The sequence below is a fragment of the Candidatus Kryptoniota bacterium genome (assembly GCA_036567965.1).
In the GTDB taxonomy this organism is placed as follows: Bacteria; Bacteroidota; Ignavibacteria; order Kryptoniales; family JAKASW01; genus JAKASW01.
This window is the reverse complement of record DATCTN010000025.1, coordinates 107,589-133,295: the sequence shown is the minus strand read 5'-3', so window position 1 is coordinate 133,295 and position 25,707 is coordinate 107,589. Positions and strand designations below refer to the sequence as shown.

The 25,707-nt window shown below is 47.9% G+C and carries 19 protein-coding genes; 16 read left to right on the top strand and 3 right to left on the bottom strand.

What is annotated here, in order from left to right; translation table 11 throughout:
* The first annotated feature begins 6 nt into the window (after window positions 1-6).
* Complete coding sequence (locus tag VIS48_10605) at window positions 7-564, top strand: LemA family protein (protein ID HEY9166600.1); 558 nt, start codon at window positions 7-9, stop codon at window positions 562-564.
* Between the two features lie 510 nt (window positions 565-1,074).
* On the opposite strand, the gene VIS48_10600 is transcribed toward VIS48_10605, so the two are convergent.
* Window positions 1,075-2,307, bottom strand: a complete 1,233-nt coding sequence (locus VIS48_10600) for a YCF48-related protein (GenBank protein HEY9166599.1) — start codon at window positions 2,305-2,307, stop codon at window positions 1,075-1,077.
* An 896-nt stretch (window positions 2,308-3,203) separates the two neighbouring features.
* On the opposite strand from VIS48_10600, the gene VIS48_10595 reads away from it, so the two are divergent.
* The 15 genes from VIS48_10595 to VIS48_10525 all read left to right on the top strand — a co-directional run bounded on the left by VIS48_10595 (window position 3,204) and on the right by VIS48_10525 (window position 23,412).
* Window positions 3,204-6,866, top strand: a complete 3,663-nt coding sequence (locus VIS48_10595) for a GLUG motif-containing protein (GenBank protein HEY9166598.1) — start codon at window positions 3,204-3,206, stop codon at window positions 6,864-6,866.
* 937 nt (window positions 6,867-7,803) lie between these two features.
* Entirely contained in the window at window positions 7,804-8,271 is a 468-nt protein-coding gene (locus VIS48_10590; GenBank protein HEY9166597.1) for a hypothetical protein, read from the top strand.
* 312 nt (window positions 8,272-8,583) lie between these two features.
* Complete coding sequence (locus VIS48_10585; GenBank protein HEY9166596.1) at window positions 8,584-9,069, top strand: hypothetical protein; 486 nt, start codon at window positions 8,584-8,586, stop codon at window positions 9,067-9,069.
* Window positions 9,070-9,078: 9 nt separating this feature from the next.
* Window positions 9,079-9,684 (top strand): hypothetical protein, encoded by a 606-nt coding sequence (locus VIS48_10580; GenBank protein HEY9166595.1) that lies wholly within the window; start codon window positions 9,079-9,081, stop codon window positions 9,682-9,684.
* A gap of 9 nt (window positions 9,685-9,693) precedes the next feature.
* Complete coding sequence (locus tag VIS48_10575) at window positions 9,694-10,956, top strand: hypothetical protein (protein HEY9166594.1); 1,263 nt, start codon at window positions 9,694-9,696, stop codon at window positions 10,954-10,956.
* A 78-nt stretch (window positions 10,957-11,034) separates the two neighbouring features.
* Window positions 11,035-11,928 carry a hypothetical protein gene (locus VIS48_10570; protein HEY9166593.1) on the top strand — a complete coding sequence of 298 codons (894 nt, stop codon included), beginning with the start codon at window positions 11,035-11,037 and terminating at the stop codon, window positions 11,926-11,928.
* Window positions 11,929-12,419: 491 nt separating this feature from the next.
* Window positions 12,420-12,962: a DnaJ domain-containing protein gene (locus tag VIS48_10565; GenBank protein HEY9166592.1), complete on the top strand. Its 543-nt coding sequence runs from the start codon at window positions 12,420-12,422 to the stop codon at window positions 12,960-12,962.
* Window positions 12,963-13,146: 184 nt separating this feature from the next.
* Window positions 13,147-14,388 (top strand): acetate/propionate family kinase, encoded by a 1,242-nt coding sequence (locus VIS48_10560; protein HEY9166591.1) that lies wholly within the window; start codon window positions 13,147-13,149, stop codon window positions 14,386-14,388.
* Window positions 14,389-14,470: 82 nt separating this feature from the next.
* Entirely contained in the window at window positions 14,471-15,454 is a 984-nt protein-coding gene (locus VIS48_10555; protein HEY9166590.1) for a hypothetical protein, read from the top strand.
* Window positions 15,447-16,241, top strand: a complete 795-nt coding sequence (locus tag VIS48_10550) for a GTP cyclohydrolase, FolE2/MptA family (GenBank protein ID HEY9166589.1) — start codon at window positions 15,447-15,449, stop codon at window positions 16,239-16,241. Before VIS48_10555 ends, VIS48_10550 begins: the two co-directional genes overlap by 8 nt.
* A gap of 523 nt (window positions 16,242-16,764) precedes the next feature.
* Complete coding sequence (locus VIS48_10545) at window positions 16,765-18,828, top strand: T9SS type A sorting domain-containing protein (protein ID HEY9166588.1); 2,064 nt, start codon at window positions 16,765-16,767, stop codon at window positions 18,826-18,828.
* 271 nt (window positions 18,829-19,099) lie between these two features.
* The gene (locus tag VIS48_10540; protein HEY9166587.1) at window positions 19,100-19,606 is read left to right on the top strand and encodes a PepSY-like domain-containing protein; all 507 of its coding nucleotides are present in this window, start codon (window positions 19,100-19,102) and stop codon (window positions 19,604-19,606) included.
* Between the two features lie 352 nt (window positions 19,607-19,958).
* A complete protein-coding gene (locus VIS48_10535) occupies window positions 19,959-20,984 on the top strand; it encodes a YncE family protein (GenBank protein HEY9166586.1) in 1,026 nt (341 codons plus the stop codon).
* Between the two features lie 348 nt (window positions 20,985-21,332).
* Entirely contained in the window at window positions 21,333-21,737 is a 405-nt protein-coding gene (locus VIS48_10530) for a response regulator (GenBank protein HEY9166585.1), read from the top strand.
* Window positions 21,738-22,017: 280 nt separating this feature from the next.
* Window positions 22,018-23,412, top strand: a complete 1,395-nt coding sequence (locus tag VIS48_10525) for a tetratricopeptide repeat protein (protein ID HEY9166584.1) — start codon at window positions 22,018-22,020, stop codon at window positions 23,410-23,412.
* A 154-nt stretch (window positions 23,413-23,566) separates the two neighbouring features.
* Here the strand turns inward: VIS48_10525 and VIS48_10520 are convergent, their stop codons facing one another.
* The gene (locus VIS48_10520) at window positions 23,567-24,913 is read right to left on the bottom strand and encodes a glycosyl hydrolase 53 family protein (protein ID HEY9166583.1); all 1,347 of its coding nucleotides are present in this window, start codon (window positions 24,911-24,913) and stop codon (window positions 23,567-23,569) included.
* A gap of 112 nt (window positions 24,914-25,025) precedes the next feature.
* Complete coding sequence (locus VIS48_10515; protein ID HEY9166582.1) at window positions 25,026-25,325, bottom strand: hypothetical protein; 300 nt, start codon at window positions 25,323-25,325, stop codon at window positions 25,026-25,028.
* Window positions 25,326-25,707: the final 382 nt, after the last annotated feature.

The following is a 25,707-nucleotide window of genomic DNA, read 5'->3' as shown; positions in this document are numbered from 1 at the left end:
ATCCATATGGGAATCTTAATCATTGTAATTCTTCTTCTCGTCGTCATCGTGTTCGCCGGCTATCTTGTGTCGATCTATAATGGTCTTGTTCTGCTGAAGAATAACATCGGGAAAGCCTGGAGCAATATCGATGTCCTCCTGAAACAACGCCACGATGAACTGACAAAGTTATTGGAGTCCGTAAAGGGATATATGAACTTTGAAAAGGATGTACAAATACAAGTCACTCAGGCACGGGCGGCGTACGCTCAGGCGAAAACAATACCGGAAAAAGCGCAAGCCGACAATATGATGACATCAACGCTGAAATCACTTTTTGCTGTATCTGAAAATTATCCCGAGTTGAAAGCCGATCAGATGTTCATCCAATTTCAGGGCAGGATTACTGAGATAGAAAGTCAAATTGCCGACAGACGGGAATTCTATAATGATTCCGTGAATACGTTCAATATTCGTATAGCACAGTTGCCGTACCTGTTCATCGCGAGAATGCTCAATTACATGCCCGCAGAATTGTTCAAGGCAGCGGACGCTGATAAGCAAGATGTTACTGTGAAGTTTTGATTGAATCGATGTCTCTCATGTTCTCTCGATACGCGAAATAAGATGGAACATTCGTACCGATTCTAGGTGCGTGATCTTGGGAAGCACGGAAAGACAAACGTTTCGTCTGCATACAATATTCCTCCTGCCCGAATGTATTGTGGACGGGACCGATCATGGTTAAGCACTCTGGTCGGCTCATCGTTCCCATCGGGGAGCCAAGCACATTAGTCGAGACTGTTGGCTAACGTGGCTCCTGACGCTTGTCATAACCACTCCTTTACCTTTGCACTGTCTATCCTTGAGGGGACTACTGACTTCACACTGGGACATCAATCGGGGGAGGGCAGTCGTATACACACCTATGCTGGAATGTTTCGGGTGTGGTATGAAACAGATGACAGCGGTCGGAGCCTTAGAGGCAGCCGTACGGAATATCTTTATCCCGAAGAGCTATCCTTTTGCAAATTCACATTGTCAAAATACGATTGCCGTGTTGACTTATTGATTATTGAGGTTAGACACCCGATATCATTTTATCAATACGATCTTACGAGTAGCAACATTTTCTCCTGCTGTAAGACGATAAAGATATGTCCCACTCGCCAGATTTGATGCGTTAAATTGGATTGAATGTGCCCCGGCATTGTATTTTTGATTTGTCAATGTTCCCACCTCTTTGCCCAAAACGTCAAATACTTTCAATTCAACGAATTCGTCTCGTGGTATCGAAAAACTTATTGTTGTTGTCGGATTAAATGGATTTGGGTAATTCTGAGAGACCTCAAAAGAGATTGGTTGGACGGCATGTCGTTCTGAGCCAACGGATGTCGTAAACGTTGTGTCATACAACAAAACCTTTCCGCTGTCGCCTACAATATAGCCATGATTTTTATCCTTGAAGAAAATTGATCTTAAATTGACCAAAGTCCCACTTGGAACTTTATCCCATGTTGCGCCTGCATTTGTTGTTTTCATGATCGCGCCATTACTTCCGACAATCCAACCGACGGAATCATCAACAAACGTGACCCAATTGAAATGATATTGTAATTCCGTATCATACCTGGACCAGGAAGTGCCGCCATCGGTTGTTTTCAAAATCGTAGTGGAGTCTCCTACGATCCAACCCGTCAGATCATTTACGAAGGTTACATTCTCTAGCGTAGCGCTTACGCCCGTGTTCAAAGTTGTCCAGCTATAGCCATGATCTGTGGTCTTCACCGCGATGCCAGCGTCTCCTGTAAGGTAACCTGAAGCAAAGTCTTTCGTGTACAAATGGCCAAGCGCATAGGGTGCACGGCTAACGTATTCCTTCGTCCAATAGCCATCCCCAAATTTTGTTCTGAACAAAGCATCCGTTCCACCACACATCCAACCCACCGTATCGTTTAAGAAAGCAACATGTGATAGCCAATAACCACCCACGGATGAAGAAAAGCCATCTTTTGGAGTCCAGGTTTGTCCTTTATCTGTTGTTTGCAGTAGAGTCCCATATCTTCCGGAAATCCAGCCTGAAGAATTATTATATAGACTAATTGAGAATAAGGCGGGATAGTAGTTATAGTAATCAAGATTCGCATTCCAGTTCTGTCCACCATCCGTTGTTCGTAGCAATAACCCATCATCTCCTGTAATTATTCCACTCAATGTGTCAAAAAACTGAACTGAATATAGACTTAAATTGTAACCTGTAGAAAGCGGTCTCCACTGAGCTTGCACACAAACACTTGATAACAAGAGAATAGCAAGTATCTTTTTCATGTTTTCCTCCTATGAGACAGTTCCCACGCTGCATTGATGTCGTCTGGTATTGGCTGTCCAACTATAATTATCGCGAATTATCCTGGCATGTATCCGCATAACATTCGAGTGGACAGAATGCCTTGTGCAAGCAGACGTTTGTTTATGGCTCATTTAAGAATTTCTCCGCGTGCCACTATTCCCATGTGCCCTAATGTTTCGCGCCTCTACAGAAGTTATGGGGGACATTCTAAAGAAACAACGGGCTCGTGAATAGCTCCTGTTGGTGGCTAGATAGCTCAAGAAATCCCAAATCAAAAAGATCCAGAGCCACTTTGCATACCGACTTGCCCCCAAAAATCGACCCGATTTTATCTTCGTACTCAGCTCCGATCACCCCGATTGTGGCTTCAGATCACAAATGATCTTCCCTCTATTCTTTGAAGAGTAGCTCTAAGAGAAGATCAGTTGACGGCACATTCCCCTGCAGACCACTGGTTTCTTATTGCTTTTTGATGATATGGACCCTTCTCTACGATCAAGTTCGCACCCGAAGGTAGTATTGGATTTGTGCTGATAGCGTCATTCGGGAACCCGCCTCACCATATAATGTTAATGTACGTAATAGGAATACTTTGAGAAACCGCCGCGATTTTAATATAGATTAGTCTTACTGTTCACAGTTGGGCGTGCGTTCAATCCTCACTTTATCTCCTGTTGAATATGGTTGTATGTCTTGACGAGGGAGAGGTTGCTGCTTCGTTCTGTAACCAAACTTGTAGTCAACCAGGAATCAGAAGGACGGAATGTCATGATCATCTCAACGGAAACCGTTACAGCGAATGACAATCGTGTCCGCATTGCATTTAGTATGAATGCACTTACATGATTAGCGAACAATAAATGAGGGAGGATGGATGGAAAGGTGTACTAACACATTTGCAGCTGCTTCGTTGTTTGTCCTGATTTGTGCCGCAAATACATTTTTGCCGACGGCACGAGCACAGACAGCAGTGCACCCATCCGGTAGCGGCACGTCGTCGAGCGATCCTTACCAGATAGATTCGCTTGCCAATCTCGTTTGGATAGTCCAAAACTCGAGTTCCTGGGGTTCGTATTTCCTGCAGACCGCGGACATAGATGCATCTTCTGATACTAGCTGGAATTCAGGAGCTGGGTTTACTCCAATCGCTTATCCTGGAAGTGGTTATTCCTTTACCGGGCATTACGATGGAGGAGGACACACGACAACAGGTCTGTTCATTTCCCAGGGCAGTACCGGAATTTTGGGGCTGTTTGGAAGCATATCCAACGCAGAGATAAAGAATCTCGGACTTATCAATGTCAATATAACCGGCGCTGATCATATCGGCGGACTTATAGGTTATACTAGCCTATCGACGATTGATGATTGCTACACTACCGGAATCATTCACGGAAACGGCGGTAATGTCGGCGGACTCGTCGGAGGAACCGGAGGCGGCGTGCTAAGTAATTCCCACAGCACTGCTTCTGTGAACGCCAGCGGCAATGATGTCGGTGGACTCGTTGGTGATAATTACAGCAGCGGCAGCGGGTTCGGTGGTGACTACGGCACCAGCTCTTCCATAAGGAATTGTTATGCCACCGGGAATGTCAGGGGGAACAGTGATTATGCCGGCGGGCTTGTCGGCGCAAATGAGTATTATGGTCAAATAGAAAAGTGTTATAGCACGGGAAATGTGAGCGGCGCGAACGATATCGGCGGACTCGTGGGAGAGAACCTTGGGGTAAACTCCAATGTGACCTCGTTCATCGACAGCAGTTACAGCACTGGGTCCGTAGACGGAAGCAGTCAGGCAGGAGGATTGGTAGGACAGAATCTTCAAAGCGCGAAGATTACAAATAGCCACAGCTCTGGAAATGTCGTTTGCACCGGCAACTACTCAGGCGGGTTCGTCGGGTCGAACTCGAACTTCGGTTCGATAAGCAATTGCTACTGCACATGCATTGATAGCGGCGCGGACTATGCCGGAGGAATCACCGGGCAAAACGGATTCGATGGGACAATCAGTGAGTGCTACAGCACCGGCAGCGTGGTAGGAAGAAACTATGTCGGCGGGCTGGTGGGCTATAATGTTAGCGATGACGGCGCTTCATCGGCAAGTAATAGCTACAGTTCAGATTCTGTCGTCGCTACCGGGAGCTATGTGGGCGGACTGGTCGGGGACAATTATCTAGCCGGGATTATTAAGTGCTACAGCAGAGGAAGCGTTGTCGGCAGTTCGGACGTCGGCGGACTCGCGGGGCTCAGCCTTGATGGAGCTATATCAAACTCATTCTGGGACACACAGACTTCCGGCCAGCCGAGCAATGGCAACGGCACGGGCGAGAACACTTCAGCTATGAAAACACAATCAACCTTCACGAACGGCGGCTGGGATTTTACAAATGTGTGGGCAGCCGACTCGAACATCAATAATGGATATCCGGGATTGCTCTGGCAGTCTCAGTATGTGCCGGCTGCGCCGGCAGCCACGACGGATACGAGCACAAGCGTTAGCTGGGGATCCGCCACGTTGAATGGAGCGGTGAGCTCGCATAAAGGTACGACGACCGTCAAATTCATTTACGGAACCGTCTCCGGGAATTATCCGGATACGGTTACAGCTTCACAAAGTCCTGTGAACGGATGGGGAGGTGCGTCAGTGTCCGCAAGTATTTCCCCCCTTGCGTCAAGCCAGACCTACTATTACCGTGTGATCGCATCGAATTCATACGGCCCCGCTCAAGGAAACGAATTGAACTTCACGACCACTTCCTTTATCGCCGTCCAGCCTTCCGGCAGCGGAACGTCTAACGACCCGTTTCAAATCGACTCACTTCAGAACTTGTACTGGATCACGCAGAATTCCAGTGCATGGGATACGTGCTTTGTGCAGACGGCGAACATTGACGCGTCGTCTACAATATACTGGAACTCGGGAGCAGGCTTTTCACCGATAGGCAATGGCGGAACGTATTTCACCGGGACGTACAACGGAAAGGGACACACCATAACCGGCTTGTTTATCTCCAGCGGCGGTGCGAGTGAAGTAGGAATGTTCGGGGATCTCGTTAATGGCAGGGTGAAGAATCTCGCGCTCATCAATGAACATGTGGCAGGAGGAAGCGAGGTAGGCGGGCTCGTCGGGTACAGTGTTCAATCATCGATTGACAGCTGCTCCACGTCGGGAAATGTTATCGGAGCATCCGGCGGGTACGTCGGAGGACTCGTGGGCTTTGATGATTCATCCATAGTCAGCAATAGCTACAGTACGGATAGCGTCAATGATGCTTCGAACAGCGATGTGGGAGGACTTGTTGGGATTAGTCAATTTGGTTCTTCTATCACCAATTCCTACGCTGTAGGAAATGTCGTCGGAAATATCGGAGTGGGCGGATTAGTCGGTTACAACATTAACAGATCAACGATAAGCAACTGCCACAGCAGTGGAAGCGTCACCGTCAGCCTCGAGGATGCCGGAGGATTGGTGGGCTACAATTATTCAAGTTGTGCCGTAAGCAATTGCTACAGCACTGGAAGCGTCAGCGGAAGCCAGTATGAGGCGGGGGGATTAATCGGCTACAATTACTCCAATTGTCCGATTAGCGACTGCTACAGCACCGGAAGCGTCAGCGGGAGTTGGTATGTAGGCGGATTGGTTGGCTACAATTACAATTCTTCGGTCACCAACTGCTACAGCACCGGCAGTGTCAGTGGCAGCACAAATGTCGGAGGACTGTTGGGCTTCAATTCCGCTTCTTCGGTAAACAGTTGTTTCTGGGATATACAGACATCCGGTCATTTAAGCAGCCCCGCCGGCACGGGCGACAGCACGGACGAGATGAAAACAGAATCAACTTTCACAAATTCCGGATGGGACTTCGTCAGCACGTGGGGAATAAATGGCGTAACTAATAACGGCTATCCTTATCTGTTGCCGCCGCCTGACCATTCCCTTCCGGTTCAGGCGACGGACTTTCTGGCTACTGCTGATGTCGGCTCCATTACACTGAAATGGAAGACACAATCCGAAGTGGATAATGCCGGGTTCAACATCATGCGTGAGGACCCAGGGACATCGGCATTCAAGCTTATCGCAAGTTATGCGAGCAACAACAGCTTAAAGGGACTCGGGACGAGCAGCACAGGGAGGACTTACAACTTCACGGACAATCGCGTAGTTTCAGGTTCCACTTATCAATACAAGATCCAAAGCGTCTCCACAAGCGGCATGACAAAAGATCTGACGACTCTCACGGTGACTGTCGATGTACCGAAGACGTACGCTCTCTATCAAAACTACCCTAATCCATTCAATCCGAGTACGACGATACGGTTCGACCTGAAGCAACAATCAACGGTGACTCTGGATATTTACAATGTCCTCGGACAGAGAGTTCTCGGAGATAATTTTGGAACGTTGAATGCCGGAAGATACAACCAGAACATAAACCTCGGCTCGTATGCGAGCGGAGTTTACTTCTACAGAATCGATGCCGTCGGCAATGATGGAAAGAGATTTGAGTCGATAAAGAAGCTTGTGTTGATGAAATAGGGGATGACAACTTAACTGTCTCAGTAGAAGTCCCGACATTATCCGGCAGGACTTTTAATTCTTAACTGCCGGGACCGGGTTTTCATAGGGAGGGATTTGAGGCAGCCTGAAGTCCGGATTGGTTGTGACCTATGCTCAGGAAAACCATTCCTCGTGCCATTTTGCGGATAGCTACCGTGATCTTGAAACTCAATAAGTTCGAGTCATCGTTCCGACCGGGAGCAAAGCCTACCCGATGTGCGAACTTCCGGGTTAACATCTTGAGGACTTGTCATGGCTCTCTGGCTCTTCCATTCACTCTGTTGAAGGCGAGGACGCGCGAGATCGATCTTCGAGCTGCCAATGCCCAACCGGAATACTAAGTTCACATTGGTACATGAATCCGGGGCAAGTCACGAGGAGCAATATGGTCCCCAAAGCCAGGCTTTTCTCGAACGAATTCGACTAATTCTTCTTGATACCTTCCCACCTCTCAAACGTATTTAAATCGTTTGTTGGATTGAGTTCCAAGATTCCCATCCGACTTCGATTCCAATTCCCATAACCTCACACAGGCATTGCACTTAGACTCCTTCAAGGCCAGCGCCTTTGACTTACGGCCGGCAAATTCTCGCTCACTTTTTTGGGAAAATTGATGAAATTGTCTAGTACAGGGTGGTCTCAGCGAGTGAATTTCAGTATCAGGTTCGAGGGACGATATTCGACTTAGTGGTTAGACATTGAATCTGAAAAAAGTGGAAAGCGTGATACGGCGCACTTTTTTTTACCATCGAAGGCAGTTATCTTATTTCGGTTTGAAGGTGAGAGTGCAATTGAGGCTGATACGAATTTGCGGAGAGCCTGAGAGACTTCAGCAGTTACCACAGACCTGAACAGCGTCCAATCATAATCCAAAAAACGAAGGGCGTCCAAGAAGAAATTCTTGTGAGGAAGAGTCATGAATAGAAGGTTTGTGGCGATCGCAGCTTTCTTGGCGGTGTTTGCTCTTGCAGCTTCACACGATCAAGTGGCTCAAGCACAGATGACTTCACCGAATAACAATTCATTCCTGACAGCAGGAGCCAACCAAGAGATATCGTGGAAAGTCAAAAAAGACTCCACGAGCACTGTGACTTTGCAGTATTCAACAGACGCTGGGTACTCTTGGAACTACATAGCTTCCACCTCCATCGGAGCGGGCACGTATGAATGGACCATACCTGTCGGTATTAATGCATATTCGTGCGAAGTAAGGATAGTGCAATTTACCGCGAGCGGGTACACCACGATAGCTTCAACGGGGAATTTTTCAATTGCCATTCTTAACCCCTATACAAGTGCTAATGCGGTTTTCTCCCACCGTGTCGTAACTTTGACCGCGACTGGCAAACGCCATATCAATAGGAACCAGTTTTTTAAGCAATGATCTCGGGAAGTTGGTGTCCCGTGGACGCGGCATCGCCAACCTCATAAGATCTGTTTGTGTTAGCTCACCAGGGGAACGCAAGGTGTTTGGGTGAATCCATTAAGGCGAATCGAAAGAGAGAGGGTTTTTTTATATACCCTTCGAAAAGCTATTGTGTCATTGCTCTTGATTGGTAGTGAGCGTTAACTGATCTTACCATGCAAGATGAATATGGTTTGATGATGTTGACGGCAATATTTTCAGCGTCGTGGATTATTGGTGGCTGTACATTTGAGAGACTTTAATTAAGGGAGCCTCATGGGGACCGGTCAGATGTTGGTCACAATCGGTGCTATCGCAATACTCGGAGGCGTGATTCTTACCGTCAATAGAAACATCAACAACACAAGCGCGATACTTCTTCATTCGAACATAGGAATCGAGGAGATTTCTCTTGCGTCTTCAATCATGGAAGAAGCCCAGGGATTACCCTTTGACGAAGTCACTGATACGAGCTCGGTCACTGCATTGAGTCAACTTACTCCTGCAAACTCATTGGGACAAGAAGATGGCGACTCAACAGACCTGGATGACTTTGATGATTTTAACGGTCTCAACAACCAAGGACGACTTGAGATTGATTCTCTCGCGACCGGCGTTTACTACGTCTACACGAGAGTCTGCTATGTCAACCAAAATAATCTAATGGGTAATGCCAACACCCAGACATGGAACAAGAGACTGGATATCTGGGTCTGGAACTCTTCGAGCCCTGATACAGTCAAGATGCAGTCCGTATTCAGTTATTGGCCTTTCTGAAATTGCCTGATGGGAACAACGACACTCATCGATCTCGCGGGTTCATTTCTGGTCAGCGGAATGTTGCTTCTCACTGCACTTCAATTAAACCAGAAGTCCATACAGACCACCTTTGACTCACAGGCAGGGCTGACCGTGCAGCAGAATTTGGTGGAGCTGGTCGAATACCTTCAGTACGACTTCCGAAAAATCGGGTACTGCAAGAATGCTGTGAAACTTCCCAGCTCTGCGGTCAGCACCTTTATTCAGAAAGGAGACACGAGTACGATCTGGTTTCTATCTGACGTCTCGAATTTGGGCAACGTCGATACTGTAAAATACTGGCTGGTTAATACGGCCATTCCCGGATGTCCAAATCCCAGAGCGAGATTGCTGTATAGACAGATTAACAGCGGTCCCCCTATGCCTTCAAATCTCGGAATGACTGAATTCCAGATACAGTATTATGGGGCATTCGGGAATCAGATCACGACTCCATTCGGCGCACCGAACCAGGTGCAGTTCATAGTTTTAAACATCCGTGTGGAACCGATCGCTGCGTTCAACGCCGATTACAGCAGCAATTTTGCAACATGGAGACAAACAAGAATGGTCTCAAGAAATCTGGAGCGATAAGAATATACTATGGTCGGAAGAGGAACATTACTGGTAATTCTCGGGTACACCATTCTGTTTGCGTTGACTGGCAAGTATTGGAGTCGGGTCTCGTCGAATTCCGTCGACAATTTCCTCCAATATTATGATGAGACTACCGCGCATTCGATAGCGATCTCGGCAGCCAACCTTGGCGGGAGCCGTGTGTTCTTGAATCAACCTAGCAGTAAGAGCTTTCAACTTTCCGGCAGCGTGTCGGGAGGAACGTACAACGTCCGTGTCGATTCCGTGGGGTCGTATCACCTGCTTTTGACTGCCACGGGTACATATCCCCCGGCTGGCACTAACGGCAGCGTCACAGATACTGTCAAAGTAGAGTTCGGACCGAACTATTTCTCGACATTTGGTTTGTACACGGGGACAATGAACAATCTTTCATGGGACTCGGGCGACACAATCTGGGGAAGCTTCCATAGCGAAGGGACGTTCAATGTTGAAGGGACGCCGGTCTTTTACGGAAAAGTCACGAGCAAGAACGATATTACCGGCGGAGGAACACCTATCATCTACGGTCCGTATCTATCCGGTGTGAGTATTTCGATGCCTGCTTCGGGAGTTTCGAATGTTCAGGCTGCTGCCACTGCCGGAGGAAAAGTGATCAACAACCCAAGCAGCCCGGCACCGTTCGATGTGTACATGACACTCAACTCGAACGCGACGGTGACTTTTCATACAAACATGCATCCGGTCGACACGACAATTTCATTATCCTCATTCGCTCCAAATGGAGTCATCTTCGTCAATAATGGTAACCTCCATGTTCAGGGCACCGTGAACGGCCAGATGACTGTCGCCGCCGGAGGAAGCTCCTTCACCGGCTTTGGCAACATATATATAAGCGGAAATGTGTCGTGCAGTTCTGATCCAAGGACGAATCCCGGCAGTTCAGACTTAATTGGCATCGTGGCACAGAACAACGTTCTTGTGGAAAGCAACAACGCATACCTGGGCATCAGCCCTTCGTATCCTCCTGTAAATCCGCTAATTGAAGCGGCAATTTATGCCCAGAACGGAACTTTCCAGTGCTACTACGATGCGAGAACATCCTACACGAATTTAGGTTCAGTCCATGTTTACGGATCCATTTCGAACAGTTATCTCGGCGTGACCTCTGACCCAACAGGTACGTACGGGTACGATCCGGATTATAGATTCGATCCGAGATTTTCGAGTGTCGGACCTCCTTATTATCCAGTCACAGGAACATTCAGCGTCCTCTCCTGGTACGAATGAAGAATGACTATCGTTTCTCCGGAGTGTATCATCCTTGATTTGATAGGGAACTGTAAGCTCAATGATTACTTTTAGTCGATGAAACCGGTCCAATACAGAAACCGCCAACCTCTCGAGTATCATCCTCACGATTTTAGAAAAATCCTTAGATCCAAAAAGTACCACAGTGATGTCTATGTTGCCCATAGAAAGCCACGCAATCTGCCCGGTGTTTTGGTCGGAGCAAGCGGGATCGTACTTCTTCTTGCGGGTGAGTTGATTCAGGGAACATTCGGCGTCGTATTATTCTTTTTCGCAATCTTATCGATTGCCGTCGGGACGCATTTTGAAATTCTCAATAGAATTATTTACCAATACAAGTATTTTATCGTTCCGGTCATCGGCGTCATGATAATTTTGGTCTATTTGACTCGGCCTCAAGTATTCGGACCACTTCTCCCTAAACAGAACATGACGCAACTCTCTCATTTCTCTTCGGGATACCCGTTCAATTCGGACGAACTTACCGTGATTTTCGGCGGCGGAGAAGGGGTCTCGTTTACTTACACGAAGAAGCAATTGGAGCAGGCAACACATGATTCGCTCTCAACATCCCGCTCAGAATTTCCGTTTGCAATCTACGTGGACAGGGGAAAACTGTACCTCGATGCGGATATTTTTTCGGGATCTGACTTGCCACCAATCCGTATCAGGCGAAATGTGGTTTATAATTTGCCCAATCTTTGGGATGGGAATTACAGCGGTACCGCACTTGAGATTGTAAGCGCTGACACAATGCCCGTGTTTCAACTCGTATTCAAATCGGGAGACAGCATTCGCATCAATGGCGTGTTTCAAGCTCAAGGAAGGCTGGTAATTGCAGATGGAAGCGGGGTATCTATAGCTCAAGGAAAGCGAGTGTTGTTTTACGGCACGAGGCCAATCTTCAAATACCCTTCCTGGAAATACAAAAATCAACGTGTTCCCCTTTGACTGAAGGGCAAGTCTAACACACTCCGCGCGTGGAATGCAGACCCATAAGAATTCTCGAGACGGAGATCCTCAACCTGGAGTAACAATCGCACCAGGCGAGATAGGAGACATTAACCATCTTTCGTGATTGCAACGGAAGGTTGTGAACCATTCTGATAAAGAACCACGAGTATTCTACTTATTGTTCAACAACATGACTGAATCTTCCAGGTCTCGACAGTGATCGAGACCATTCCCGGACCTTATGGTTAGTTAATAGACGCATTGGCTTCCTTGGCAGCTCGGGTCATCGTTCCGATCGGGGAGCAAAGCTGATCAGAGGCCGGCTATCATTCTCTTGCCTCAAAGAATGATCCAGATTGTATAGGGATCGCTTCTTGAATTACCCCTGGTCACTTGCTTTACATTGATATATATGATTGGAGGGTAGGTCAGTCCTGTCTGTTCTCTTTAACTGTATTGATGAAAAATAGATCATAGGTTAGAGGCAGATGAATTACAAAGACTATTACAAAGTGTTAGGTGTCACAAAAAATGCAACACCAGAGGAAATCAAGAGCGTATACCGAAAGCTTGCTCTTAAGTACCATCCGGACAGAACCAAGGGAGATAAAGTCGCCGAGGAGAAGTTCAAAGAAGTGAACGAAGCAAATGAAGTCCTTAGCGATCCGGAAAAGCGGAAGAAGTACGATCAATTCGGCGAAGATTGGAAGCACTATCAGGAAGCTGGAGCACAACCAGGAGGATTCGACTGGTCGAGATATGCGAGTGATCAAGGCGCCAAAACACATCGGATGAGCCGTGAAGATTTCGATGCGATGTTTGCGGATGAAGGCACAGCCGATCTCTTTGAATTCCTTTTTGGGCAAGAGCGCGGCCAGAGACGAAGAAGGAAGACTTACGCAATCAAAGGAGAAGATTTTGAGGCAGAGACAACGCTCTCGCTTGAAGAAGCCTATCATGGTACAAATTCGAAATCAGAAGCATGCTTATCACTTCGGCCGAGTCTCATCACTGCGCCAAGAAGCTCATGATTTTACCCCCATGTTCGACGCAACTTTATCTTGGCAAAAAAGTTGTATCGGTAAATTCACATCGGAGCACGAAAAACGGAAAGGCCCCGCGACAGTTGGATGCAAGATATGAGTAGCAGAAGCAACGGCCGGATGACGAAGTATGCCTCATGCCGCATTGATTTTCTTCTATCCAGGCTCGATATTGAAAAGGTGCATTTGGGATTTGAATATACTAGTTTTCAATTGCGGTAGCTCCTCCCTTACTTACAAGCTTTTCAAAGTAAGATCTCCAGGAAAACGGGAAGTACTCCTGGCAGGCAAGGCACACAGGGTGCATGTCAAGGGTACAGAACCATCTTATCTGACATTCGATTTCGGTGGTGAAGAGATAAAGAAGGTTGTTCCGTTAGACTCGCACGCTGCCGCCGCAAGCCTCGTGTTGGATTTCTTGAAGGATCACGATGTTGATGTCGATTACATCGGCCACCGCTTCGTCCATGGCGGAAGATCATTTTCAGAGACAACACTTGTTGACGAGAGGACACTTCGACTTCTTGAACAGTGCGTGGCGCTGGCGCCACTTCACAACAAAGTCGCGCTTGATGTGATCCTCGTATCGCGCAGGATTTTGCCCCAGGTGAAGCATTATGTGGTGTTCGACACCGCATTCCATAAGACCATTCCATCCTACGCCAGTACTTATCCATTGCCGAAGACCATTGTCAGAAGGTTTGGATTCAAGAAGTACGGTTTTCACGGACTCTCCTATTCTTATGTGTTAAAAAGCTTGCAAGATTACCTGGAAAGCTCTCTGGAAAATTCGAGAATAGTTGCTTGCCATTTGGGAACCGGAGGATCGAGTGTCGCGGCCATTCGGAGAGGACATTCTCTGGATACGTCAATGGGATTTTCTCCGTTGCCCGGCCTGGTGATGAGCACACGATGCGGAGACATCGATCCGATGATGGCTACCTATCTCATGATCACGTATGGTTATAGGCCGGAACTCCTCATGGACCTGTTTAACAAGGAGAGCGGTCTGCTTGGGATATCCGGCTTCTCCAGCGACATAAGGGATATTATCAATCGTTACAATCAGAACGGAAACGAAGAAACAGATCTTGCAATAAAAATGTATGTGCACAGGATAAAAAAATTCATCGGTAGCTTTATCGCGGAGCTCGGCGGAATCGATCTCCTTGTCTTTACAGATGACATCGGGCTGCATAACTGGTACGTGCGGCAGATGGTTTGCAGAGAAATGGAGTGGTGTGGGATCGACATTGATGAATACCTGAATGTCGGGGCATCCGGCGACGAGATTACCTCGATCAACTCTGGAAGCTCTTCAGTGGGGGTCTGGGTTGTTCCCAACGATGAGGAAGCGGTTATCTACGAGGAGGGGGAGAAGCTGTTGAAAAATGAAAACCGTATTGCTGTTTGATCCAGCTCCTCCGAAGCTGCGGTGGGCATACTGTAATGCAGGCGTCTTGGACCAAGGCTCCTGCGACCCGGATGACACGTCCATGTCTTCTGTCTTGAGTGACCTGAAAGACAAGTATGAGATCGAGGCCGTAGGCTACGTGCTTTATAATGGCTGGAAAAGGATGACAAACTCAGGAGAGATTGTGGCAAGCCGGGTTCTTGCAGATCTGGAAGCATCTATTGGAATATTGCCTGAGTACAACGAGTTGACATTTAAGGCCGCAAAGCATACCTCACAAAGCCTTCCTTCGGTTCCCCACGTCGTTCTCTGCGAAACGGGTTTGTTCAGCAAAATGCCGGCTGAATCATCAACCTATGCCGTCCCGGCAGAGCTGAGGGAGAGGGAGCTTAGACGATACGGCGGTTATGGTTTGGAACATGAATGGTCGTTGGCTCAATTAAACAAGAAATCAGACGCAGATCTGAAAAGGATAGTAAGCGTGATCCTCGGAGGAACCACGAACGTCGCGGCGATCCTCGATGGAAATGCAATCGAAACTTCTATCGGGTTTACACCAATCGAAGGAATAATATCAGAGGGCGGCTGTGGAGACATGGACCCGACGGTAGTCTTCTATCTATTGTCATCGGGATTCTCCCTGCATGAAACAAACCATCTTCTCTCAGAGGAGAGCGGGTTCAGAGCCCTTGTCGGAAAAAGTGTGCGGATGGAAGATGTGGTTGGAGGACATCAAGGAAAGTCGTACGATTTTGCCCGCGAGCTGTACACTTACCAGGTTTTGAAGTCTGTCGGCGCTTTCGTCTCCGTTCTCGGCGGTCTCGATGCCATAATATTCAGCAGTGTGCAGATAGGGATGTATATGAAGTTCATCAGAGAACTATGTAACAGGCTTGAGTTCTTAGGCGTGATGTGCAGTGGAGGCAACGGAATGGAGGAACGGCCGACCGTGTTGTCGAGTCCGGAATCGAGAGTCAGAGTGTTGTGCTTCGAATACGACCGCTGGCAAGTGCTGGCCGAAAAAACGATTCACACCATTAATCGAAAAGGTGAAGAACATGTCTGAAGAAAAGAGATTTCTCGCTGATGTCGGCATAAGAGATCTTCCACTTCCAATTAAAGTGCTGTCCAAATCGTTTCCTGATGGTCAGCCGACAGTCGCCAATCTTTCTGTGAGCGCAAGGATTATGCAGGAGTTCGAGGCCGGCTGGATAGATAGGGTAATCCAGATCCTGCACCGCCATCGTGGAACGATAGGTACGAAGGCGTTGAAACAAAATATAGGGGACTACATAAGGGAGCTTAATGCCACTATGGTGAGAATAGATTTCGAGTATCCTTTCTTCGTCGAAAAAATAACACCGGTATCAAAAGAAAAGTGTATGACGCGCTATATTTGTACTTATTCCGCCAAGATCACAAGCATCGAGTCGGTAAAGGTCCTCTTTAAGATCAGTGTTCCTGTCATCACGACCTATCCCAAGTCTTTCAGCAATGATGAGCATAGGGGTTTGTTCGGACAGCTCAGCACGGTCGTAGTAGAAACTGAGTCGAGTCAGGATATTTATCCCGAAGACCTGATAGATATGGTCGATCGTCATTCGCTTGTTCCGCTTTATTCCTTCCTGACCGATGAAGATCAGAATTTTGTAATACGAAAGATTCATTCCGAACGCAAGGACAGCGTCCTGATGCTTGATGAGATAAAGGAAGAACTTTCCCGCATCGAGAACCTCGATTGGTTTGCAGTGCATTGCCTCAACTACGGGATGCTGCACTCATACAGCACCGTGATAGCGAATGAAAAGGCGGTCTGGTTCCCCGGTGGTGGGTTCGGAGGCGGTTCGCTCTGATCCCCACGAATTTTCTTTAGCACCTGCTTGCGACAATAGCGAGCGGGATAATCTGGCGTTAAGTTGTTTTCACCTTCCTACGGATAAACATCGCGGGATTCAGCGTCATTTTTCAGCCCCGTTGCCGTGACAGAAACTTATGAACTTACCGCTGTCAGTCTTGAATGTCAGGCGGAAGGTTCAAGGAGTATGCAGACATGCTGTGCCCCAAACAGATCGAGTCGGACGAACAAGACAGTTATGTGGTCTTCCTGACGTCGATGTCCAGCATACGACGAAGCTGCAAATTCACCCAAGGAGTAACCCCAGCTTGACTATTGGCTAAACGGGGGTTACCTTCTGCCGTCAGGGAATTATATACGACTGTAAGTATTCGCATTCCTACACACAGTAGCTGCCAAAGAACATTCAGGAATTAATCGGCATTCGATCGACAAGTTGCTCCTCAGGTAGTTGAGAAGGTAATGCAAATTTGTAATAGGTAGTTTCAATTGCCTTTAATCACTTCACGAAAGGAGAAACAATGAGAAACCTTTTAAGATTTCTGTTGGCGGGATTCTGCCTAATCATGGGTGTGAATCAATTGCATGCTCAATGGGTTCGAACGAACGGTCCATATGGAGGCGACATTGGAGCCTTTGCAGTCTCCGGCACAAATCTCTTTGTGGGGACTTGGGGCAGCGGCGTCTATCTTTCTACCGACAACGGCATAACCTGGATTGCAGACACTGCGGGTTTGAGGTATAAAAATATCTATACTCTTGCCGTATCGGGCACGAACCTTTTTGCTGGGACCGATGGCGGCGTCTATCTTTCTACCGACAACGGCACAAGCTGGACCTTAGACACTGCAGGGATGTCTTATAAGATTGTCGATGCAATTGCGTTGTCGGGCACGAATCTCTTTGCCGGGACCTGGGGCGCCGGGGTCTTTCTCTCTACCAACAATGGCGCTACGTGGACTCCAGACACAACGGGATTGACGAACAAAAATGTCCACGCTCTTGCGGTATCGGGCACGAATCTCTTTGCCGGGACTTGGGGCGGCGTCTATATTTCCACCAATAACGGCACAAGCTGGACTGCCGATACGACAGGATTAGCGAATAAAGAGGTGTATACTCTTTTGGTATCGGGCACGAATCTCCTTGCCGGGACTTACGGCGGCGCCTTTCTTTCCACGAACAGCGGCACAACGTGGACAAATGTCACCGCAGGATTGACGAATGCTGATGTCAAAGCCCTTATCGTATCGGGCACGAATCTCTTTGCCGGTACCTGGGGCGGCGGTGTCTATCTTTCCACCAACAACGGTGCAAGTTGGACTCCAGCCACAGCAGGCTTGACGAACACTGATGTTCAAGCTATTGCTGTTTCCGGCACGAATCTCTTTGCAGGGACTATCGGTGGCGGTGTCTTCCTCTCTACCAACAATGGCAGCAGCTGGACACAGCTCACACAGATTGGCCTGTATCCCGAAGTTGCCGCTCTTGTTCTGAATGGGACCAGCCTCCTTGCAGCGTCAAATGACGCAGGTGTCTTTCTCTCCACCGACGACGGCGCAAGTTGGACCACTGCAAATACTGGCATAACAAGCCCATATGTCAATGGTTTTGCCGTGAGCGGCAGCGACCTCTTTGCCGCCACCGGCGGCGGAGCATTTCTCTCGACCAACAACGGAACAAGCTGGACCCAGTCCGGCTTAAAGGACACCACGGTCTGTGCTCTTGCTGTGAGCGGCGCCAACCTATTTGCTGCGACTCCGAATGTCGGAGTTCTCATCTCCACCAACAATGGCTCAAGCTGGATCGCTGTTAATACCGGCTTGACAAATACAGATGCCTATGCTCTTGCCGTCAGCGGCTCGAACCTCTTTGCCGGGACCCAGGGTGGCGGTGTTTTCCTATCCACCAACAACGGCGCAAGCTGGACAGCAGTCAACACGGGTTTGACAAACTACGGTATTAGTGCTCTTGCCGTCAGCGGAACAAACCTCTTTGCCGGGACTGAAGGTGGCGGCGCCTTTTTATCCACAGACAACGGGAGCAGCTGGACACAAACGACCTTGACAAGTACTACAATCTGGGGTTTTGGCGTCAGTGGTACCAACGTCTTTGCAGGGACCGTTGAGAGCGGTGTCTATCTCACCACGGACAATGGCGGCAGCTGGACTCAAGTCAGTACCGGCTTGACAAACACTAACGTTCAAGATTTTGCCTTCAGTAGCACCACTCTTTATGCAGGGACCTGGCAAGGCGGCGTTTGGAAACGACCACTATCTGAGATGATCACCGGAATCAAAGGAACAAATGGCGACCTCCCGACAGAATTCTCTCTGTCTCAGAATTTTCCAAATCCGTTCAATCCGACTACGGTGTTAAGATATGCTCTGCCCAAGAACTCGCATGTCTCGATCAATGTCTACGATCTCATCGGACAAAAAGTGAGCACTCTTGTCGATGGCGAAGAGACACAGGGCTATCATGAAGTTGCGTTCGACGGATCAAGATTTGCGAGCGGCGTCTATCTTATCAGGCTTAACGCACCTGGTGTAACTATCACCAGAAAGATGCTGATGGCCAAATGATTCGGTCGTCTGGTCAGAAATACGCCAGTCGCTGTGGCGAACTGCTGACCAACTAGCTCCAATTCTTATTAAGATCGATATCTTAAGTCCCGACATGAGTAATCGTGGCGGGACTTTTTTATTTTAATCTTGGCCCCAGGGCAGGCCAATCGTAACCAATCAAATGGATGGGTGCGGTTTTTCACTGTGGTTTCATGGTTTGATGATAAATTGCAGGTTGTTCGTTCTAAGGTAGTAATTATCGTTCCAGAAAATTGAGAGGAGTTGCAACATGAAGAACATCGGACGCGTGGCTCTCGAAGGTTTTACCCTTCTTGTTTCATTTATACTGGTGGTTGACGCGGGTGCAAAGGAAAAGAAGATCACGAAGAAAGATGTTCCACCGGCTGTTATCTCAGCATTCACGAAAGCGTATCCCAAAGCAGTGGTCAAAGGCTACTCGACCGAGACTGAAAATGGGATGACCTCCTACGAGGTCGAGAGCATGCAAGGCAAAATGAGCCTGGATGTTTCGTATCTGGCAGATGGGACAGCCACTGAGATAGAAGAAGGTGTTCCGGCAAAGGATCTTCCGGATCAGGTATTGAAGGCAGTTAAAACAGCGTACCCCCATGGCAATATCACAAGGGCAGAGAAAAAGACCACTGGAACCGTGGTGACGTACGAATTGAGAATTAAAACGGGCAAGACTCATGCGGGGATGGAAATTGATCCATCCGGTAAGATAATCACACATTCGAAATCCAGCGCGAAGAACGATGGTGAGGACGAAGATTAGGTGAACCATTGAACGGCATCGTGGCTCTACTTTGAAAATGATGTTACTTTGGTGCTCTACTAAAATTCTCAAGGTTTTTCCTCAGAGACGGTAATTGAGTTCTCGTCAACGACTAACGGCATCCTGTTTCAGTCTTTTGTCCAGGGCATGCGTCGGATTTCATCGGGCGTTCGTTTTGCGCCGCGCGATGTGACCCCATTGATCTCCAGTCTCTCAATTTCTGACCAGATCCCGTGACTTTTCAGCCGGCATATGTTGAAGCGGGTCATTGAGAACCGGTGAATTGAATATCGGTCGGGTTAAACTTAGCTTCTTCAACTTAACTTTATTGAACTATTAATGAGGTGTTATCATGCGGAAATTGCTTTCTATCTTTGGCGTCTTCGCACTGATTGTCTGCTCGGCAAGTGCGCAGGATTCGGGATATAAAATTCTGGACAAAGTGAAGCTGGGCGGCGAAGGCGGATGGGATTATCTCAACGCCGATCCCGTGAGCGGGATGCTTTTCATCTCGCGCGGGACTCATGTCCAGGTGATGGATATGGAGAAGAAAACTCTTGTAGCCGACATTCCGAATACGAACGGGGTCCATGGCATCGCGTTGGCGCGCGAGTTTGGAAAAGGATATATCAGCGACGGGCGGGACACAGCCGTCACCGTGTTTGATCTGAAAGATTTCAAGACACTGAAGGTGATCAAGATCGGCGCACTCAATCCCGACGCGATCATCTATGACGAGGTGTCGAAACGCGTGTTCACGTTCAACGGAAGAAGCTCGGATGCCACGGCCATCGATGCCGCGACTGATTCTGTCGTGGGAACAGTGCCACTCGACGGAAAGCCGGAGTTTGCCCAGGCCGATGGTGCGGGAAATATATACGTTAATATAGAGGATAAGAGCACAATCACGGGATTTGACGCGAAGACGCTGAAAGTCCTTAAGACGTGGTCGATTGCTCCGGGCGAAGAGGCCTCCGGTCTTGCCATTGATCGGCAACATCATCTTCTGTTCTCGGTTGCAAGCAACAAAAAGATGATCGTCTCCGATTTTGGGACAGGGAAAGTGATCGCTGACGTGCCGATTGGAGAAGGTCCGGACGCCGCCGGCTTCGATCCGGAAACTCAATATGCATTCAGCTCGAACGGACGCGACGGAACGTTGACAGTGGTACATGAAGATGCACCGGACAAGTTCACGGTTGTCGACAACGTGAAAACACAAATGAGCGCACGCACAATGTCGATCGATTTAAAGACACACCGGATTTATCTCTCGGCCGCTGAGTTCGGTAAAGCGCCTGAACCGACGAATGATAATCCACGACCGCGGCCGCCGATGGTCCCTGGCTCCTTCACCATACTTATTCTGGGCAGATAGCAAAAATCTGAACGGTGATCTAAAAGGTGACTTTGCTTTTTAAGCAGGTAGAAGTTGCATTTGGAAATGGACACGTTATCGGTACCCGAACCTGAGACTGCCTGCGGCCGGGAGGAGTCTCCCGGTTAAAGTCGACCTCCGGAGCGCAAGGCAGATTGTGGAAGAGGTTGGTTGCTTCGAGCGTCTGGTAATGGTCTCTGACCTCAAAATCGGCGATCCATTTTTGTGCATGAACTCGTTTCGGGTCTGCGTGATTCTTCATGACACCATAACGCACGGATACTTCCCGGCAAATCGGGATGCTCCTTCTCACGCGCGTGTATTTGCAAGCCCCTGCAGGAACATTACATGTACAAACAAAGTGGGGAAGGCCTGCAAAACGACTTGTTACTCCGAAGTCATCGAAGTGGGTGCCAGTGCGCAATATTGAAGGTGTGCTCATCGAGATATAAAATTCTGACTGCCCTTGGACCGGACGAAGGACTGCTGCATGCCGAAGCTAACGGCGGAATGATTCATTTGTTATTAACTGATGTGATCATGCGAATCATGAGCGGGAAAGAATTGGGTGATAAGATTGCCATGCCGAAGCCTGGAATCAAAACACTGTCTATGTCCGGTTACACTGCGAACGAACTCGCTCCTCAGGGAATTCTGAAAGGAGGCATGCAATTCATTCGAAAACCGTTCACCCCATACGCTCTTGCTCAGATAGTCCACGAAACTCTTTCTTCTAAACTTGAGAACCAGTAAAAGGAACCCGGATACCTCGCCGGGTAATCAAGCCCTGACTGGCGGCTCCATAGGACTTATCGGGAAGCAAATCGAATGGGAGCGACGAGCAACGGCTCGGAAGTGGATCTTCCAATCACCCTTCAAGGAGTGATTCAGACTGTGGACAAACTTTTCTGGCTCGACAAACGTCCAATCCGAGTTGATGTGTACCCACTCTTCAAACGCTGAGACGCATGAGGAATCGAATTGGTCCAAAACATATTTCGAGTCTTAATTGATTTTTTTAGAAGGAGGGTCAATGAAAATCTGGATTTCTATTTTGATGCTCTTAAGCGGCCTGCCGCTGTATTCCCAGAGCAAAACGTTCGTTCGTAGTTACACTTATCTCGCGGGCATCGGTGATAATAAGATGTCCTCAGGTACCCTGGCACTTTATAATGTCAAGCGAGCACTCCTGCAAGAGATCAGTCTGTATTTACAGAACACCTCCGCCGACGGAAGCACGGAGAAGGCGAGTGCGTTCTCACGACTCGACAGCGGCCAGATATGTTCAATATTGGGCGGGGTTACTAACACAAAGATTGTGAATGAGCATTGGAATGGAAAGAAATATTTAATCGAGGCGTCTGTATCGGTGAATCGCACAGAAGTCACAAAATCGATTTCGACTATCGTAAATGACCGGGACAAAATGAAAGATCTCGTGATCACAGGTTGGAGAGCGGATTCGGCGGCCACACTCATGGATACTTTGCGGGAGTTGATTGCAGGAGAGAAGGATGTGAGCAAAAGGAAGGAAGAACTGGCTCACTATGCATCAGCCGCAAGAATTTTGTCTGCGAGCCTTTGGTTTGAGGAGGGATACGGCGCCGATGTGATGAAGAAGAGGGACAAGCGCATACTCTTCTTTGAAAAGGCAATTGAACTTGATCCGGAGTACTCCGAAGCTTACCACAATTTAGGACTTTCATACTACTCCAATGGGGATACCGGCAAGGCTATTTCACTTTTTCAGAAAGCTATCGCGTTGAATCCTGGGTATTCGCGCGCGTATGACGATCTGGGGTTTGCCTATGTAGGCGAAGACAGCATCGATAAAGCTATACCCATGTTCAACAGGGCAATTGAGCTTGACGCGAACGATTCGTACGGGTACGATGATCTGGGATATGCATACTACAAGAAGGGCGACCTCGAGAAGGCGATAGAATTTCACGAGACGGCAATACGGATTGATCCGAACGACTCTTATGGCTACGCCGCACTAGGGCACTACTACGCGGTGACAGACAGCGTCGACAAAGCCATTCCATTATTGCAGAAGGCAATAGAACTTGATCCTAACAATGCGTTTGCTTACGACAACCTGGGATTTGTGTACGCAGATCTAGATAGTGTCGACAAAGCTATCTTCCTCTATAAAAAGGCGATTGGGATAAGTCCTCAACATCCCCGGGCCTTTTATAATTTGGGAAATGCATTCAGTAAGAAGGGAAACACCGACACTGCAATAGTCATGTATATGAAAGCCATAAAGCTCGATCCAAAGTTTTCAAGCGCATACTACAATCTCGGTCTTGCATACGATAAGAAGGGAGAAACCAGAAAGGGGGCTGATTGTCTTAAGAAGGCCGCCCTGCTCGGGAACAAGGACGCCCAAAGCTGGCTTGAGCAGAACGGCTACGCCAAGTAGAATCTGCAAAGGTTATTGCTTAGGGTTTTAGAAAAACCTTTTCAAACGCGTCAACCGAGGGAATGTTCATGGGGAATCTGTAGAAACAAGTCGCTGAGACTTTGTTAATGAGCAAGTCTATAAAATCTTCTTCGACTCTATCGGGAACCGGGTCTCATTTGAGCAAGACAATCTTCTTCAGTGCCAGGAAATTTTCTGATACCATTTTGCAGAAATACACACCGCTTGAAACGTTGTCCGCCGACCAGGTTATATTGTGATAACCGCCGTTCTCATAACCGTCGACGAGTCTGGCTACTTCCTCGCCAAGCACGTTGTATATAACGATAGAAATATTTGAGTAGGCAGGGAGTTCATATTCGATTGTCGTGCTCGGATTAAATGGATTGGGATAGATATTGAAATCGTAACCTGGAATATTTTTTGGCGGTCTAACAAGAGTAGCACTTATTCCTAAGAAAGCATCCATGGCAGCTGTGGGCTCCTCCGTTGCGGGATTCCATGCCCCAAGTTGATAACCGTTCCAATTATAACTTTCAGGCTCCCAGTAAAAGACACCCAGCCCACTCACCGATTTTGTTTTCGCTATAAGATCCAACAAATAATGATTTGCATTGACCGGATCGTTATAAAGATAGCCTGCTTCAACCACCATTACTTTCGTTTGATATCTTGCGATCATGTCATTCATGGTTACCAGTGCCAGGCTATCATCTGTTGCCCAGGATAAACCAGCCCAATAAGGGTACACCGACATTCCAATTATATCCCATTTGGCGCCGTTGTTTTTCAAGCCATCGAACATCCACCTGTACATTACATCGTCATGCCCGTTTGATAAATGAACAATTACCTGGATTGTGCTGTCAACAGCTTTTGCGGCATTATAACCGCTCTTAATCAAGGCGGCAAAATTACTCATGTGAGTCGTTGCCCTTCCATCTTCCCACAGCATGCCGTCGTTGGTCTCATTCCCGATCTGCACCCATTTTGGAACTACACCGATTGATTTGAGTGTATCCAGAACGCTGTAAACATGGTTGTAAACATCTGTTTGTAGTTGAGCAATTGAATCGCTCGCCCAGGCTGCTGGTTTTGTTTGGTGGCCTGGATCAGCCCAGGTATCGCTCATGTGAAAGTCTATCAACACACTGAAACCCATGCTGTCAGCACGGTGAGCCATGTACGCCACATCTTTTTTATTGCAGTATCCGCCGCTCGGATTGACCCATACTCTGAACCTGAGTGCATTGATCCCTTTTTCCTTCAGAATATCCAGGCAGTTCATCTTAACTCCCGAATTATCCTTGAACACGTATTTCATCGCCTCCATTTGCGAGAGCCAACCGACATCTGCGCCATTTGCAAATTGCGCAATGTTTTCCTGAGGATGAAAAAGCAACACACTGGAGAACACAAGTATCCGATAGAGTTTCATGGATGACAGGGAAAATACTCGTGCCATCATCCATTTTCCTCTCACAACTGACTGTTCAGTCATCGAGCATTGTCTCATGTTCTTGTCCTATCTATTCTATTGTCTTTAAGTGGAACATTCAATGTTCTAAACTCTCGACGTTCATTGGCGCATTCACTGAACTATGTGAAGTAATTTAAATTACCGTGCTCTTTAAATTTTTGGAACCGGCGATCAAACGAATGGTACCTGCTTTGTGTGTCGATCGAACAACTGCGAGTGCGAGTCCATTGAAGGCGGTGCGCTGGTTGCTTTTCATTTGCGTTAGATCTAGAGGATTGCCGTTATCGGTACCTGCCAATCTCCCTTCTCCTTCGATTTTGAATTCGACTAGGTTATTCGCATCGGGGACCACCCAGCCATCATTGTCGAGTATTTCCAGCTTCACATTGGCGATGTCTTCGGCATCCGCAAAAACTGTAACATACAAGTGCATCGTTCATCAGAAGATAAGCTGTTCATTTTAAAAGACGAAAGCAAGACGGGGGAACAAGGGACCGTAAGGAAATCCAGTTTTCCGTTGATCACTCATCACGACCATTCCCTGTGAGGCCGGGATTTCGGGTCGCAGACTCTTGGCCGGGTTCGTGTTCGCTGGCGGCCGGCGAAAAACGTAATAAACCTCTCGGACGATACTTGTGTAGAGGCGAATCGGATCCTTCTGGGACGAACAACGTCAGAGATTCGGATTGATAACGGTTCCATCTCCGCTCAAGAGCTTGAAATAGTCAGGACAGTAAAGTCACACTTTTTCATGAACCGGTGCTGTATGAAAGAAATAACCTGGGGGCTCTTGACATTAGTATTTGATTGCGCTA